We start from the raw sequence: 15,881 nt of genomic DNA on the forward strand, positions 1-15,881 counted from the left end.
TCGTCCGCGGTCGCGAGTTCGACGAGATCTACGACCTGGTCGGCATCCGCGTCCTCGTGAATTCGGTGCGCGACTGCTACGCCGTGCTCGGCTCGATCCACGCCCGCTGGACGCCGATGCCGGGCCGGTTCAAGGACTACATCGCCACTCCGAAGTTCAACCTCTACCAGTCGCTGCACACGACGGTCGTCGGGCCGAAGGGGCGTGCGGTCGAGATCCAGATCCGCACCAACGAGATGCACCAGCACGCGGAGTTCGGCATCGCGGCGCACTGGAAGTACAAGGAGCAGATGGCCACCGGCAAGGTGCCCACCTCCGGATCGAACGACACCGACCTCGCCTGGCTCGCGCACCTCTCGGACTGGCAGTCGGAGACCACCGACCCGAACGAGTTCCTCGACTCCCTCCGCTTCGAGATCGGCGCCAAGGAGGTCTACGTCTTCACCCCGAAGGGACGCGTGATCGGCCTGCCGACTGGTGCGACCCCGGTCGACTTCGCCTACGCGGTGCACACCGAGGTCGGGCATCGGACGATGGGCGCCAAGGTCAACGGGCGCCTCGTGCCGCTCGAGTCGGCTCTGACGACGGGCGACGTGGTCGAGGTCTTCACCTCGAAGAACCCCGACTCGGGACCGAGCCAGGACTGGCTCCACTTCGTGCAGAGCCCCCGGGCACGCAACAAGATCCGGCAGTGGTTCACCAAGGAGCGGCGCGACGAGGCGATCGAGCAGGGCAAGGACTCCATCGCCCGGGCGATGCGGAAGCAGAACCTGCCGCTGCAGAAGCTGATGAGCCAGGACACCTTCACCGAGGTGGCCAGCCAGCTGCGCTACAACGACGTCGAGGCGCTCTACGCGGCCGTCGGCGAGGGCCACGTCTCGACCCAGTCGGTGCTCGAGAAGGTCGTCTCCTCCATCCAGGGCGATCCGGAGTCGGACGAGAACGAGGTCACCCTCCCGCGCTCGCCTCGGCCGCGGAGCCGGAGCAGCGAGTCGGGCGTCCTCGTGAAGGGTGCGCCGGACATCCTCGTGAAGCTCGCGAAGTGCTGCACCCCGGTTCCGGGCGACCAGATCGTCGGATTCGTGACGCGGGGAGCCGGCGTCTCCGTGCACCAGGCGAACTGCCACAACGTGCAGGAGCTGCTGAAGGAGCCGGAGCGGATCGTCGACGTCGAGTGGGCGCCGTCCTCCAAGAGCATCTTCCTCGTGCAGATCCAGGTCGAGGCGCTGGACCGCTCGGGCCTGCTGAGCGACGTGACGCGCGTCCTCTCGGAGCACCACGTCAACATCCTCTCGGCGACGGTCTCGACCTCGAGCGACCGGCTGGCGATCAGCCGGTTCGTCTTCGAGATGGGCGACACCACCCACCTGGACCGCGTGCTGAACGCCGTGCGCCGGATCGACGCCGTCTACGACGTCTACCGGGTGAACGCGGGCTGATCCCCGGGCGGCGCCTCGCCGAGCGCCGCCCGCAGCCGTCGTCCGACGATCCTCCGTCCGGCGACGGCGCTGCCCTCCTCCAGCCTCGCGAGGACGGCGTCGAGGCCGGTCCGGGTGCTCCGAGAGAGCGCCCGGAGGATCGCGCCCGCGTCCTCCGTCCGGGCGAGGTCGATCAGGGTGCGGGCAGGCGACGTGACCGGCGCGCCGCCGAGAAGGACGACGTCGTCCTCGTCGAGCAGGACCTCGTGGCAGCGCAGGCGGGGGTTCGACGGCGCCTGCCGGCGCTTCCGCCGGTCGATCGAGGCGCTGTGCACCGGCGGTGGGCCGTGCGTCGCTCCGTGCACCCACGCGGCGGAGAGACGATCGGCGACGGCGCCGCGGGGGAGCAGCGAGCGCAGGGAGGCGGCCCGCTCTGGCGCCCCCAGGGGCAGGTCCGCGACGAGGAAGCCCTCGCCGAGCGCGACCAGCTCGCCATCGAGGCGGGCGGCGCACAGCTCCGCGAGAGGGAGGTGCCCGGGGAGGAGCACGGAGGGGAGGCGCATCCGGCCATGCTGGCCGATGCACCTCCCCTCTGGAGCGTCGCGAGCGGATCTGTGGAGGGATCCGCCGGAGCGGGTCTAGCCGATCGCGTCGAGCCAGACCTTGCGGGCGTCGAGCGCCTCCTGCGCCTGGGCGATCGCGTCGCGGTCGCCGCGCGCCTTCGCCTCGTCGAGCTCGTCCTGGAGCTTCTGGATCGCGGCGGTCAGCTGCGAGGCGAGACCCTCGGAGCGGGCCTTGCGCTCCGGGTTGCTGCGGTTCCAGTGCTCCTCGTCGAGCTTGCGGACGTGCGCCTCGACCTTGCGGAGGCGGTCCTCGACGGTGCGCACCTGCTCGCGCGGCACGCGGCCGACGGCGTCCCAGCGCTCCTGGATCGAGAGCAGCACCCGCTTGGCCTTCTCGCGGTCCTGCTCCTGCAGGAGCGACTCCGCCTCCTCGAGGAGGGCGAGCTTGAGGTCGAGGTTCTCGGTGTACTCGACGCTCTCCTGAGCGACGATCTCGGCCTTGGCGCCGTAGATCGCGTCGCCGGCGGCCTTGAAGCGCGCCCAGAGCGCGTCGTCGAACCGCTTGCCGGCACGGCCTGCGACCCGCCAGCGCTCGAGGAGCGCGCGGTAGTCCGGGATGGCGTCGGCGCCCTGGGGCACCAGCGCCTCGGCCTGGTCGATGAGCGCCTGCTTGGCCTGCTTGGCCTCGCGGTGCGCGGAGTCGAGGTCGGCGAAGAACGCCTTGCGGTTCTGCTCGATCGTGGTGCGCGCACCGCGGAACCGGCGCCACAGCTCGTTCGCGTCGTTCTTGGGCAGGCGCGGACCCTGCTGCTGGTGGTTCTGCCAGCGGGCGAAGAGGTCGTCGATCGCGGCGCTGGCCTGCTTCCACTGCGTCTTCGCCGGGTCGACCGCCGCCAGGGCCTCGGCCTCGGCGACGATGGCCTCGCGGTAGGCGAGGGCCTCGGAGAGCGCGGCCTTCGACTCGGCCGCCTGCTGCTCGGTCAGATCCTCGACGGAGCCGCTCAGCGCGTCGACCCGGGTCTGCAGCGACTCGAGGTCGCCGACCGCGTTCGCCTGCGCGATGGCCGCGGACAGCGACTGCACCGTGCGGGCGACGTCTCCGGCGGGTGCGCCCCGCTTGGCGCGCTGCTCGAGCAGGGAGACCTGCCCGGCGAGCTCCGTGTACTTGCGCTCGTAGTAGGCAAGCGCCTCCTCGGGAGTCGCATCGGGGTACTGGCCGACCTCTCGCTCCCCGTCGCCGACGCGGACGTAGACCGTCCCGTCGTCGCCGACCCGTCCCCACGGCTGCTGGTCACTCATCGCTCGGAGCCTCACCTTGCTGTTCGATGTCGTGCTTCTCGGTGCCCGTCGCGTCGTCGGCCGGTGGGGCTCGACGGCCGGAGGGCCGAAGACCGCGCTCGGCCGCGAACGGGCAGTGACGACAAGCCTATTGCACTCCCCGCGCGGGCGGACCGTGACGACGCCGCGGGTGCGGCTACTGGACGGAGACGGAGGTGATGGACACGGGCTCGGCGGGGGCGCCGTCACCCGATCCGTCGGCCGTGCCCTTCGACACGACGTCGCTGACGAGGGCGTCGAGTCCCGAGGTGACCTGCCCGAGCACGGTGTACCCGCCGGCCGCGTCGGCGGGCAGGGTCGTGTCCTGGTAGACGACGAAGAACTGGCTGCCCTGGCTGTAGCCGTTGCCGCCCTGGCGGGCCATCGCGATGGTCCCGGCCGGGTAGACGCCGTCCTCGGGCGCGTTCTCGACGGGACCGTAGCTGTAGCCCGGTCCGCCGGTGCCGTCGCCGTCCGGGTCGCCGCACTGGAGGACGTAGAGGCCCTCCGTGGTGAGGCGGTGGCAGGAGACGCCGTCGTAGAAGCCGGACTGCGTCAGCGAGATGAAGGAGGACACCGCCTGCGGGGCGGCCGCGCCGGCGAGCGTGATGCCCAGCGGGTCCTCGCCGATCGTGAGCGTGCCCGTCCAGTCGCGGCCCTCGGCGATGTCGGAGGAGGGGACGTCGCCGGTGTTCGACCCCGTCGCCTCGGGCGTCGGGGTCGCGGAGGAGGAGGAGGTCGGCTCGGCGACCGGGGTGCCGGGGCCGCCGGAGAAGTAGAGGATCTGGGCGACGACGGCGAGCCCGATCACGACGACGGCGGCGATCGCCGCGATCACGTTGTCGCGCACGCGCCGCTTCTGCCTCGAGCGGTGGAGGCTCTGACGGGCCTGATAGGCCCGGAGCCGGGTGCGCGCCTCGCGGTCGTTCGACTTGCCCTGGGCCACGTGTTCCTCCGACGTCCTCGTCCGCGCGGCTTCGGCGCGGCGGCCCGCGCACGCAGGCCGCGTCGAGCCTACGAGAACCGCCGGAGGCGCGACAAACGCCGCTCCGTCGCGCCGGGCAGTCGGGCCGGGGCTCTGTCGGAGGCCGTCGTTACGCTGGGGGCATGACCATGCAGCAGGCCGGACTCCGCTCCGGGGCGACTCCGCTCGCCGTGCGGATGCGGCCGCGCAGCCTCGAGGAGGTCGCCGGCCAGCGCCACCTCCTGACGCCCGGCTCGCCCCTGGTCGCCCTCGCCGCCGACACCACGGGGGAGCGGGGAGCGGTGTCCGTGATCCTCTGGGGCCCTCCCGGCACGGGCAAGACCACGCTCGCGCAGGCGGTGGCCCACTCCAGCGGCCGCCGCTTCGTCGAGCTCTCCGCCGTCACGGCGGGCGTGAAGGACGTGCGGCAGGTGATGGAGGAGGCGCTCTCCACCCGCGACCTCTACGGCACGTCCACCGTGCTCTTCCTCGACGAGATCCACCGCTTCACCAAGGCCCAGCAGGACGCGCTGCTGCCCGGGGTCGAGAACGGGTGGGTCATCCTCATCGCGGCCACGACCGAGAACCCCTCGTTCTCGGTGATCGCGCCGCTGCTCTCGCGCTCGCTCCTGCTGACCCTCGAGCCGCTCAGCGACGACGACCTGGGCGTCCTGGTCGACCGCGCCCTGCACGACGAGCGGGGTCTGCGCGACTCCGTGACGCTGGAGGAGGAGGCCCGGGCGAGCATCGTGCGGCTCGCCTCCGGAGACGCCCGGCGGGCGCTGACCGCGCTCGAGGCCGCCGCCACCTCCGCCCGCTCGGAGGCCCGCGAGGCCGACCGGGTCGCCCGCGCCGCCGCCGCGGAGGACCCGGACGAGGAGGACGAGGACGATGAGGGCGCTCCCGTCGAGGCCGCCGCCGCGGAGCCCGCGCTCCCCGTGATCACGACCGAGGTCGTCGCGCGCGCCGTCGACCGCGCCCTGCTGCGCTACGACCGCAACGGCGACGAGCACTACGACGTCATCAGCGCCTTCATCAAGTCCATCCGGGGCTCGGACGTCGACGCGGCGCTGCACTACCTGGCCCGGATGATCGAGGCGGGGGAGGATCCGCGGTTCATCGCCCGCCGCATCATCGTCTCCGCGTCCGAGGACATCGGCATGGCCGACCCGCAGGCGCTCGTCGTCGCGATCGCCGCGGCGGACGCCGTGCAGTTCATCGGCATGCCGGAGGGGCGCATCCCGCTCGCCCAGGCGGTCGTGCACCTGGCGACCGCCCCGAAGTCGAACGCGTCCTACTCCGCCATCGACGCGGCCATCGCGGACGTGCGCGCGGGCCGCGCGGGCCGCGTGCCGGCGCACCTGCGCGACGCGCACTACCCCGGCGCCAAGAAGCTCGGCCACGGGAAGGGCTACCGGTACCCGCACGACGCCGACCTCGGCGTCCTCGAGCAGCAGTACCTCCCGGATCCGCTCCAGGGCGCGCGGTATTACCGGCCCACCGAGCACGGCAACGAGCGCGACGTCTCCGCACGCCTGGCGAAGCTCCTGCGCATCATCCGCGGCGACCGGGGCTGACCGCGCCGACCGCGAGCTCGCGCGACCCGCACGGGAGGCCGTGGCCTGATAGTCTTGCGAGGTTGCCCACCGCTCTGTAGCCGAGCGGAGCAGCGCATCCCTCTGAATCGCGCAGCCCGCCACTGCGGTCACCCTTCCCCCGCACCCGCGGAGGACACGACCGCGGCGACCGCCCTCCTCCCGGAGCCGGCGGTCGAGAGCTGCGACCGAACCTCTCAGACCTTGGAAGGACCACTGTGTCGACCACGTCCCGTACCCGCTCGAAGACGCGCCTCTCGCGCGCCCTCGGCATCCCCCTGACCCCGAAGGCCGCCCGCTACCTCGAGAAGCGTCCCTACGCTCCCGGTGAGCACGGCCGCTCGAAGCGCAAGGCCGACTCCGACTACGCGGTCCGCCTGCGTGAGAAGCAGCGTCTGCGCGCCCAGTACGGCATCCGCGAGAAGCAGCTCCGCATCGCCTTCCAGGAGGCGCGCCGCACCCAGGGCCTGACCGGTGAGAACCTGGTCGAGCTCCTCGAGATGCGCCTCGACGCCCTCGTCCTGCGCTCGGGCTTCGCCCGCACCACCGCGCAGGCCCGCCAGTTCGTCACCCACCGCCACATCATGGTGGACGGCAAGACGGTCGACCGCCCCTCCTTCCGCGTGAAGCCGGGCCAGGTCATCCACGTCAAGACCCGCTCCGAGGGCACCGAGCCCTTCCAGGTCGCCGCCGCCGGTGGACACGTCGACGTCCTCCCCAAGACCCCGGGCTACCTCGAGGTCGAGATCGACAAGCTGCAGGCGACGCTCCTGCGCCGCCCGAAGCGCGCCGAGGTCCCCGTGACCTGCGAAGTGCAGCTCGTCGTCGAGTACTACGCGGCCCGCTGAGTCCAGCCCCGCAGAGAAAGGCCCCGGTGTCCGCACCGGGGCCTTTCCCGTTCCCGGGGTCCCGATCCGGAGTGCCCGCCGCGCTCCGAGAGTGCCGCGCTGCGCCCGATCCGGCCGTCGCACCCGAGCCGAGCGCCGGTCCCCGGGTCCGCCCGCGTCGCGGCCCGTCGGTAGGCTGGAGTGCCGCGCTGGGCGGCATCGAACGGAGGTCACCGTGACCGGTGGAGACATCGCAGGGCTCATCGCCGCGGGGGTGTTCGCGATCCTGGTGGCGATCACCGCCGTCCCGCTCTGGAAGCTCGGGCGCGTCTTCGACAGCACGAGCGAGGCCATCAAGCAGGCCGGCGACGGCCTGACGCCGATCCTCGACGAGTCGGCTTCCACCCTCCGCGAGGCCAACCACCAGCTCGCGCGGGTGGACACGATCACCAAGGACGTCGCCGAGGTCACCGGCAACGTCAACGCGCTCGTCGCCCTCACGGCCGCGACCGTCGGCGGTCCGCTCATCAAGCTCGCCGGCTTCACCGCCGGAGTCCGCGCCGTGCTCGTCGCCGGACGCACGGCCGACAAGGCCGGAGCCGCGGTCGGCCGCTCCGCTGCGAAGCGCACGAAGCGGCCGCGCTCGAAGTAGCGCCGCGCCCGCGCCCTAGAATCGAACGGGCCGTCGCGCCCGCTCCGCCGCTGTGGAAGGACACCCCGTGAAGAACATCCTCCTGATCGTCATCGGGATCGGCCTCGGATTCGCGGTCGCCCACCAGGTCTCGCGCACCGAGGCGGGCGCTCGGCTCTTCGCCGACATCAACCGCACCGCGAAGGAGCTCGGCGAGGCCGTCTCCGAGGGCTACCACCAGCGCGAGGCCGAACTGAAGGCCGCCATCGGCGAGGGCTGACGCCCCGCCGCCCGACATCCGCGTCGTCACCGACCGAACCGTAACGGAACCCATGCAGACCGCAGACATCCGCAACCGCTGGCTCGACTTCTTCGGGAGCCGCGGCCACACCGTGGTCCCCTCCGCCTCCCTCGTGAGCGAGGACCCGAGCCTCCTCTTCACCGTCGCCGGCATGGTGCCGTTCGTGCCCTACCTCACCGGAGTGGTCCCCGCGCCGTACCCGCGTGCCACCAGCGTGCAGAAGTGCATCCGCACCAACGACATCGAGGAGGTCGGCAAGACGCCTCGTCACGGCACCTTCTTCCAGATGAACGGCAACTTCTCCTTCGGCGACTACTTCAAGGAGGGGGCGATCGGCTACGCCTGGGAGCTGCTCACCGGCGCCGAGAGCGACGGGGGACTGGGCTTCGACGAGAAGGACCTCTGGGTCACCGTCTACAAGGACGACGACGAGGCGATCGCGCTCTGGAAGACGATCGCGGGACTGCCGGACGAGCGCATCCAGCGCCTGGACAAGGACACCAACTACTGGTCGACCGGCCAGCCCGGCCCTGCCGGCCCCTGCTCCGAGATCTTCTTCGACCGCGGCCCCGCCTACGGGATCGACGGCGGCCCGGCGACGGACGACGACCGCTACGTGGAGATCTGGAACCTCGTCTTCATGCAGTACCTCCGCGGCGAGGGCACGAGCAAGGTCGACTTCGACATCCTCGGCGAGCTGCCGCGCAAGAACATCGACACCGGCATGGGCCTCGAGCGCGTCGCCTTCCTCAAGCAGGGCGTCGAGAACATGTACGAGATCGACCAGGTCCGTCCGGTCCTCGACCGCGCCGCCGAGCTCTCGGGCCGCCGCTACGGAGCCGTCCACGAGGACGACGTCCGCATGCGCGTCATCGCCGACCACGTGCGCTCCTCGCTGATGCTGCTGTCGGACGGCGTGACGCCGTCCAACGAGGGGCGCGGCTACATCCTCCGCCGCCTGATGCGCCGCACGGTGCGCGCCATGCGCCTGCTCGGAGTGGACACCGCGACGTTCCCCGAGCTCTTCGCCGCCTCGCGCGACGCGATGGCGTCGGCCTACCCCGAGGTGTCCACGGAGTTCGAGCGCCTCTCGACCAGCGCCTACGGCGAGGAGGAGGCGTTCCTCCGCACCCTCGCGGCCGGCACCGAGATCCTCGACCTCGCGGTCCTGAAGACGAAGAAGGCCGAGTCGCCGACGCTGCCGGGCGACACCGCGTTCCTCCTGCACGACACCTTCGGGTTCCCGATCGACCTCACCCTCGAGATCGCCGAGGAGTCGGGTCTGACGGTCGACCGCGAGGCGTTCGATTCCCTCATGACCGCGCAGCGCACGCGTGCGAAGGCCGACGCGAAGTCGAAGAAGTCGGCGCTGGCCGATCTCTCGGTCTACGCCGACTTCCGCGCCCACGGCGAGACGCTGTTCACCGGCTACGACGTGCTCGACACCGAGACGCGCATCCTCGGCCTCATCGTCGGCGGGCACTCCGTCACGAAGGCGGTCGCGGGCGACATCGCCGAGGTGATCCTCGAGGCGACCAGCCTCTACGCGGAGTCGGGCGGCCAGGAGGCCGACGCCGGCCGCATCGTCGGCTCCGGCTTCGATCTCGAGGTCCTCGACGTGCAGAAGCCCGTCAAGGGTCTCATCAGCCACAAGGTCCAGGTCGCCAGCGGCGAGGTCGGAGTGGGCGACGCCGCCACCTCCGTCGTCGACCGCGACTGGCGCCGGGGCGCCACGCAGGCGCACTCGGGCACCCATCTCATCCACGCCGCGCTGCGCCAGGTGCTCGGCCCGCAGGCGCACCAGTCCGGCTCCTACAACAAGGCGGGCTACCTGCGCCTGGACTTCTCGTGGAACCAGGCCCTCTCGCTCGAGACCCGCAGCGAGATCGAGGAGATCGCCAACACGGCGATCCGGGACAACCTCGAGGTCGTCACGCGCGAGCTCCCGATCGACGAGGCGAAGGCGCTCGGCGCGATGGCCCTCTTCGGCGAGAAGTACGGCGACGTCGTCCGCGTGGTCGACATCGGCGGGCCCTGGTCGCGCGAGCTCTGCGCGGGCACCCACGTCGGGCGCTCGTCCGAGGTCGGCGTGATCAGCCTGGTCAGCGAGTCCTCGGTCGGATCGACCAACCGCCGCGTCGAGTCGCTCGTGGGCCGCGAGGCCTTCCAGGAGCTCGCCGCCGAGCGCGCCCTCGTCAGCACGATCTCGTCCTCGCTGAAGACCCCGCGCGAGCAGCTCCCCGAGCGGATCGGCGAGCTCGTCGCGAGCCTCAAGGCCGCTGAGAAGCGGATCGCCGCGTTCGAGGCCAAGGCCCTCGCCGACCGGGTGCCCGCCCTCGCCGCGACCCGCCGCACCGTGGGCGGCACGACCGTCGTCGCCGAGAGCATCGGCTCCGCCGGATCGACCGACGAGCTGCGCTCCCTCGTGACCTCCGTCCGCGAGCGGCTCGGCCAGGAGCCGGCCGTCGTCGCGCTCGCCGCCGACGTCTCGGGCAAGCCCGCGGTGATCGTCGCCACCAACCAGGCCGCCCGCGACCAGGGCCGCCGCGCGGGTGCGCTCGCCAAGCGCGCCGCCGGGATCCTCGGTGGCGGCGGAGGCGGCAAGGACGACCTCGCCCAGGGCGGCGGCTCCGACGTCTCCGCCATCGGCGCGGCGCTCGAGGCCGTGGTGCAGGAAGCGACCAGCTGAATGGGCCGGTTCGGCGTTCGGCTCGGCATCGATGTGGGCCGTGCCCGCATCGGGGTCGCCCGCTGCGACGCCGACGGTCTGCTCGCGGTGCCCGTCGAGACGGTCGCGCGGGCGGGCACTGACGGCGGATCCTCGGACGTCTCCCGGATCGCGCACCTCGCCGCCGAGTACGATGCCCAGGCGATCATCGTCGGACTGCCGTTGTCGCTGTCGGGGGCCGAGACGGCCTCGACGGAGGACGCGCGCGGATTCGCTCGACTGCTCGCCGAGGCGGTGCCCACCGCTCCGGTGCGGCTCGTCGACGAGCGGCTGTCGACCGTCACCGCTCAGAGCGCCCTGCACCGCTCCGGACGCACCACCCGCGGCTCCCGAGCCGTGATCGACCAGGTCGCCGCCGTGGTGATCCTGCAGCACGCCATCGATTCCGAGCGCTCGGCCGGCACCCCGGCCGGGGTCCTGCTCGAACCGAACGAAGGACCTCCTCGTGACCGACGTCCCCCCGAGCCGCCGCGACGCCCGCGCCGCCGAGCAGGCGCAGCCGACTCCGCCCGACCCGACTCCGGAGCAGCAGCCCGCGCCGACTGAGGCGCACGATCCGCTGGGCCGCCTCTTCACCGGGCCCGACGTGCCCGAGCCCCGTGGCCGCGACGACGCGGCCGCGTTCGACCCGGACGCGCGCCCGAAGCGTCGCCGCGCGGCTCGCGCGACGGGCGGCGCGAAGAAGCGCCGCAGCCGCCGCGGGCTCATCGGCGGGCTTCTGGCCTTCGGCGTCTTCGCCGCGCTCGTCGCCATCGCCGTCACGATCTTCCTCGAGCCCGTGCGCGGCCTGTTCGCCGAGCCTGAGCCGACCGACTTCACCGGCACCGGCTCGAGCGAGGTGCTGTTCACGATCCACCAGGGCGACGGCGGCAGCGACATCGCCAACAACCTCGTCTCGGACGGGGTCATCAAGTCGTACGACCCCTTCTACGACCTGCTCCTCGCCCAGAGCCCGGAGCCCGTCTTCCAGCCCGGCGCGTACTCGCTCAAGGCCGAGATGAGCGCCAAGGCCGCACTGTCGGCGCTGCTCGACTCCGAGTCGACGCGCCTCGCGAACACCTTCGTCATCCCCGAGGGGACGGCGCTCAAGGAGGCGCTGCCGCTCATCGCGGACGGTACCGGGGTCGCGCTGACGGACCTCGAGGCGGCCGCCGCCGACTGGGGCTCGTTCGGGCTCCCGGCCGGGGCGACGAGCCTCGAGGGGTTCCTGTTCCCCGCGACCTACGACATCGACCCGTCGACGCCGGCGCACGACATCCTGAAGACGCTGGTCGACCGGATGTACCAGTCGCTCGACCAGGCCGGTGTGCCGGTGGACGACCGCTACCGCGTCGTGGTGTTCGCGTCCCTCGTGCAGCGCGAGGCCCGCGTCGCCGAGGACTTCCCGAAGGTCGCGCGCGTGTTCCAGAACCGCCTCGACCAGGGGTGGCGCCTGCAGTCGGACGCGACCGTGGCGTACGGCACCGGCGCGACCGACCGCGTCTCGACCACGGACGCCGAGCGGAACGACGCCGGCAACGTCTACAACACCTACCAGCGCGACGGTCTGCCGCCCGCGCCGATCTCGAACCCGGGGGACGTGGCGATCGACGCGGTCATGCACCCCGCGGACGGCACCTGGATGTACTTCGTCACGGTGAACCTCGAGACGGGCGAGACGGTCTACTCCACCACCGACGCCGAGCACAACGCGGCCGTCGACCAGTGGCAGGCCTGGATGCGGGACCACCCGGAGTACCAGTGACGGCCGCCGGGTCCCGCCTCGCGGTCCTCGGCGCGCCGATCGCGCACTCGAAGTCGCCCGCGCTGCACGCGGCCGCCTACCGGGTGCTCGGACTCGACTGGAGCTACCGCGCCGTCGAGACGACGGAGGCGACCCTCTCCGAGGTCGTGTCCGGTGAGCCCTGGCACGGCCTGTCGCTGACCATGCCGCTCAAGCACGCGGTGCGCCCGCTGCTGGCGGAGGAGGACGCGGTCGCCCGGGTCACCGGCGCGGTCAACACCGTGCTGGTCGACCGCTCCGGTCCGGCACCCCGCCTCCGCGGGTTCAACACCGACGTCGCGGGCATCGTGCGCGCCCTCGCCGAGGCGGGCGTCGTCTCGGCGGAGCGCGTCCAGGTGCTCGGCGGGGGAGCGACCGCCGCCTCCGCCCTGGCCGCCGCCGCCGAGCTGGGCGCGGCGCGGGTCGACCTCGTCCTGCGGACGGCGTCGAGGGCCGTCGAGCTCGCTCCGCTCGCGGAGTCGCTCGGCGTCCCGCTCTCGGTCCGCTCCTTCGCCGACTGGTCCACCGGAGCGCCGCTGGTGATCTCGACGCTCCCCGGCGGGGCGGCTGACGGCCTCGACGTGCCCGACGCGGCGGTCGCGGGCTCGACCCTGTTCGACGTGGCGTACTCCCCGTGGCCGAGCGCGCTCGCCCGGCGCTGGGAGCAGGGCGGCTCCCCGGTCGTCTCCGGGCTCGGGATGCTGCTCCACCAGGCACTCGTGCAGGTGCGGATCTTCGTCGGCGGCGACCCGGCCCTGCCTCTCGATCGTGAGGACGAGGTGCTCGCGGCGATGCGCCGAGCCGTCTCGGCGGGTCCGGCGCACTGACCTCGTGTGCCAGAATCGGAGGATGCTCCGTTGGCTCACGGCCGGGGAATCCCACGGTCCCGAACTCGTCGCCGTCCTCGAAGGACTGCCGGCGGGCGTCCCCGTCTCCCTCGACGACATCCGCGCCGATCTGGCGCGCCGGAAGCTCGGCTACGGCCGCGGAGCCCGGATGAACTTCGAGCAGGACGAGCTGACGATCTCCTCCGGCGTCCGGCACGGAGCGACGATGGGCAGCCCCATCGCCCTGCGCATCGGCAACACGGAGTGGCCGCGCTGGGTCGACGTCATGTCGGCGGAGCCCCGCGACCCCGAGAGCCTGCCCAAGGGCCGCGGCGCCGCGCTCACCCGGCCCCGCCCGGGCCACGCCGACCTCGTCGGGATGCAGAAGTACGGCTTCCCCGAGTCCCGCAACGTGCTCGAGCGCGCCTCCGCCCGCGAGACCGCGGCCCGCGTCGCCCTCGGTGCCGTCGCCCGCCGCTTCCTCGGCGAGCTCGGCGTCTCGCTCGTCAGCCACACCCTCGCCATCGGGCCGGTCCGCGTGCCCGAGGGCTCGCCGCTGCCCGGCCCGGCCGACGTGGCCGCCCTGGACGCGGATCCGCTGCGCTGCCACGACGCCGCGACCAGCGCCCTCATGGTCGCCGAGGTGGACCGCGCCCACGACGATGGCGACACCCTCGGCGGCGTGGTCGAGGTCCTCGCGTACGATCTCCCGCCCGGACTCGGCTCCTACGTGCACTGGGACCGCCGTCTCGACTCCCAGCTCGCGGCGGCCCTGATGGGGATCCAGGCGATCAAGGGCGTCGAGGTCGGCGACGGCTTCCTCACCACCACCCGCCGCGGCTCGGAGGCGCACGACGAGCTGTTCCAGTCAGCCGCCGGGATCTCCCGGTCCAGCGACCGGGCCGGCGGCACCGAGGGCGGGATGAGCACGGGGACCGTGCTGCGGGTCCGCGCCGGCATGAAGCCGATCGCGACCGTGCCGCACGCGCTGCGCACCGTCGACGTCGCCACCGGCGAGGCGGCCGGCGCCCACCACCAGCGCTCCGACGTCTGCGCGGTGCCGGCGTCCGGTGTCGTCGCGGAGGCGATGGTCGCCCTGGTGCTCGCGAACGCCGTGCTCGAGAAGTTCGGCGGCGACAGCGTCATCGAGACCCGCCGCAACCTGCAGGGCTACCTCGCTGCCATCCCCGACGAGCTCCGCACGGCCGCCGCGAGCGACCCGGCGCTCGGGCTCGCCTGATGGCCGCGTCCTCGGCGGCCCGCTGATGGCGGGTCACGATACCGGCGCGGCCCGCGCCCGCCTCGTCCTGATCGGCCCGATGGGCGCCGGCAAGACGACGATCGGCAAGCGGGTCGCGAAGGCGCTGAGCGCCGGGTTCGTCGACTCCGACGCGGAGTTCGTGCGCACCCACGGCCCGATCGCCCCCTACTTCGACGCCCACGGCGAGCCGGCATTCCGCCGCGAGGAGCGCCGCGTCGTCGAACGCGCCGTCCGCCGCGACGTGGTGCTGAGCCTCGGCGGGGGAGCGGTGCTCGATCCCGCGACGCGCGCCGACCTCGCGGACGTCCCCGTCGTGCTCCTCACCACCACGGCCGAGGCCGTCCGCGACCGGCTCGGCTCCGGCTCCCGCCCGCTGGTGCGCGGCGGGGTCGGCGACTGGGTCCGCATCTTCGACGAGCGGCGCCCGGTCTACGAGTCCCTCGCGGACACCGTGGTCGACACCTCCCGGCGGCCGATCACCCTGATCGCCGCCGAGATCGCGGAGTGGGTGCGCGCGCAGCGCCCCTCCGCCACCCCTGCACCATCGGACCCGGCGGCCACGAGCCGCCCGAGCGGAAGACAGTCATGAACGACGGCACCACCGCCATCCCCGTCGCCGGAGAGAACGGCTACGACATCCACGTCGGGCGCGGACTCCTCGACGGCCTCGCCGACGCGATCGGCCCCCGGGCCGCGAAGGTGCTCATCGTGCACCCGCCGACCCTCGCGGTCCTCGCCGCCGAGATCCGCGAGAGCCTGCTCGAGCGCTACGAGGTGCTGCTCGCCGAGGTCCCGGACGCCGAGGCCGCGAAGCGCGTGGAGGTGGCGGCCTTCTGCTGGCAGGTGATGGGGCAGTCGGACTTCACCCGCACGGACGTGGTCGTCGGCTTCGGCGGCGGCGCGATCACCGACCTGGCAGGCTTCGTCGCCGCCACCTGGCTCCGCGGGGTCGACCTGGTGCAGGTGCCGACCACCGTTCTCGGGATGGTCGACGCGGCCGTCGGCGGGAAGACCGGCATCAACACGGCCGAGGGCAAGAACCTCGTCGGCGCCTTCCACGCGCCGCGGGCGGTCGTCGCCGACCTCGACGTGCTGACCAGCCTCCCGCGCAACGAGATCCTCGCCGGCTTCGGCGAGATCGTGAAGTACGGGATGATCGCCGAGCCGCGCATCCTCGACATCATCGAGTCCGACATCGACCTGGCCACGGACCCGACGTCGGAGGAGTTCCGCAGACTGGTCGAGCTGTCGATCGGGATCAAGGCGCGGGTCGTCGGCGAGGACTTCACCGAGAAGGGCCTGCGCGAGATCCTGAACTACGGGCACACCCTCGGGCACGCGGTCGAGCACGCAGAGCGCTACCAGTGGCGCCACGGCGCGGCCGTCTCCGTCGGGATGATGTTCGCGGCCGAGCTCTCGCGCCTGACCGGATCGCTCAGCGACGCGGTCGTGGACCGCCAGCGCCGGGTCCTCGAGTCGCTGACCCTGCCGACGAGCTACCCGCTCGGACGGTGGGAGACGCTCCTCGCCGCGATGCAGCGCGACAAGAAGACCCGCGCGGGGATGCTCCGCTTCGTGGTCCTCGACGACATCGCCCGCCCGAGCATCCTGCAGGGGCCGGAGACGTCGCTGCTGTTCGCGGCGTACCAGGAGATCGGATCGTAGGTCCGACTCGGCTGAGCCCGGG

General features: G+C 72.6%; 14 protein-coding genes and 1 pseudogene. 12 read left to right on the plus strand and 3 right to left on the minus strand.

Annotation, left to right across the window (positions count from 1 at the left end; translation table 11 throughout):
- Positions 1–1,439: bifunctional (p)ppGpp synthetase/guanosine-3',5'-bis(diphosphate) 3'-pyrophosphohydrolase (locus tag C5C27_RS00490; RefSeq protein WP_146079580.1), on the plus strand; the 1,439-nt coding region annotated here is incomplete at its 5' end.
- On the opposite strand, the gene C5C27_RS00495 is transcribed toward C5C27_RS00490, so the two are convergent.
- The 3 genes from C5C27_RS00495 to C5C27_RS00505 all read right to left on the minus strand — a co-directional run bounded on the left by C5C27_RS00495 (position 1,418) and on the right by C5C27_RS00505 (position 4,244).
- Positions 1,418–1,981, minus strand: coding sequence for a type IV toxin-antitoxin system AbiEi family antitoxin (locus C5C27_RS00495; RefSeq protein ID WP_104313167.1), 564 nt, complete (start codon positions 1,979–1,981; stop codon positions 1,418–1,420). The two genes, C5C27_RS00490 and C5C27_RS00495, sit on opposite strands and share 22 nt — an antisense overlap.
- Before the next feature lie 75 nt (positions 1,982–2,056).
- Positions 2,057–3,280 (minus strand): DUF349 domain-containing protein, encoded by a 1,224-nt coding sequence (locus C5C27_RS00500; protein ID WP_104313169.1) that lies wholly within the window; start codon positions 3,278–3,280, stop codon positions 2,057–2,059.
- Positions 3,281–3,455: 175 nt separating this feature from the next.
- On the minus strand, positions 3,456–4,244 hold the full coding sequence (locus C5C27_RS00505) for a peptidylprolyl isomerase (protein ID WP_104273293.1): 789 nt from the start codon (positions 4,242–4,244) through the stop codon (positions 3,456–3,458).
- A gap of 161 nt (positions 4,245–4,405) precedes the next feature.
- Between C5C27_RS00505 and C5C27_RS00510 the strand changes: the two genes are divergently transcribed.
- The 11 genes and pseudogenes from C5C27_RS00510 (at position 4,406) to aroB (ending at position 15,859) form a co-directional block, all read left to right on the plus strand.
- On the plus strand, positions 4,406–5,839 hold the full coding sequence (locus tag C5C27_RS00510) for a replication-associated recombination protein A (protein ID WP_104239056.1): 1,434 nt from the start codon (positions 4,406–4,408) through the stop codon (positions 5,837–5,839).
- 236 nt (positions 5,840–6,075) lie between these two features.
- Positions 6,076–6,705, plus strand: coding sequence for a 30S ribosomal protein S4 (gene rpsD / locus C5C27_RS00515; RefSeq protein ID WP_068210518.1), 630 nt, complete (start codon positions 6,076–6,078; stop codon positions 6,703–6,705).
- Between the two features lie 214 nt (positions 6,706–6,919).
- Entirely contained in the window at positions 6,920–7,336 is a 417-nt protein-coding gene (locus C5C27_RS00520; RefSeq protein ID WP_104277674.1) for a DUF948 domain-containing protein, read from the plus strand.
- A gap of 67 nt (positions 7,337–7,403) precedes the next feature.
- Complete coding sequence (locus C5C27_RS00525; RefSeq protein ID WP_104225329.1) at positions 7,404–7,595, plus strand: hypothetical protein; 192 nt, start codon at positions 7,404–7,406, stop codon at positions 7,593–7,595.
- Between the two features lie 52 nt (positions 7,596–7,647).
- Complete coding sequence (gene alaS / locus C5C27_RS00530; RefSeq protein WP_104255387.1) at positions 7,648–10,305, plus strand: alanine--tRNA ligase; 2,658 nt, start codon at positions 7,648–7,650, stop codon at positions 10,303–10,305.
- Positions 10,306–10,779 (plus strand): annotated as a pseudogene (ruvX, locus tag C5C27_RS00535) (Holliday junction resolvase RuvX); the annotation flags it as partial.
- 10 nt (positions 10,780–10,789) lie between these two features.
- On the plus strand, positions 10,790–12,088 hold the full coding sequence (mltG, locus tag C5C27_RS00540; RefSeq protein WP_104313171.1) for an endolytic transglycosylase MltG: 1,299 nt from the start codon (positions 10,790–10,792) through the stop codon (positions 12,086–12,088).
- Positions 12,085–12,933: a shikimate dehydrogenase gene (locus C5C27_RS00545; RefSeq protein ID WP_258066457.1), complete on the plus strand. Its 849-nt coding sequence runs from the start codon at positions 12,085–12,087 to the stop codon at positions 12,931–12,933. Before mltG ends, C5C27_RS00545 begins: the two co-directional genes overlap by 4 nt.
- Positions 12,934–12,955: 22 nt before the next feature.
- A complete protein-coding gene (aroC, locus tag C5C27_RS00550) occupies positions 12,956–14,173 on the plus strand; it encodes a chorismate synthase (RefSeq protein ID WP_104313173.1) in 1,218 nt (405 codons plus the stop codon).
- A gap of 25 nt (positions 14,174–14,198) precedes the next feature.
- Positions 14,199–14,783, plus strand: a complete 585-nt coding sequence (locus C5C27_RS00555; RefSeq protein WP_104225325.1) for a shikimate kinase — start codon at positions 14,199–14,201, stop codon at positions 14,781–14,783.
- A complete protein-coding gene (aroB, locus tag C5C27_RS00560; protein WP_104239062.1) occupies positions 14,780–15,859 on the plus strand; it encodes a 3-dehydroquinate synthase in 1,080 nt (359 codons plus the stop codon). The genes C5C27_RS00555 and aroB overlap by 4 nt, the downstream gene beginning before the upstream one ends.
- Positions 15,860–15,881: the final 22 nt, after the last annotated feature.

This window comes from Rathayibacter sp. AY2B7 (assembly GCF_002931635.1).
Classification (GTDB): domain Bacteria; phylum Actinomycetota; class Actinomycetes; order Actinomycetales; family Microbacteriaceae; genus Rathayibacter.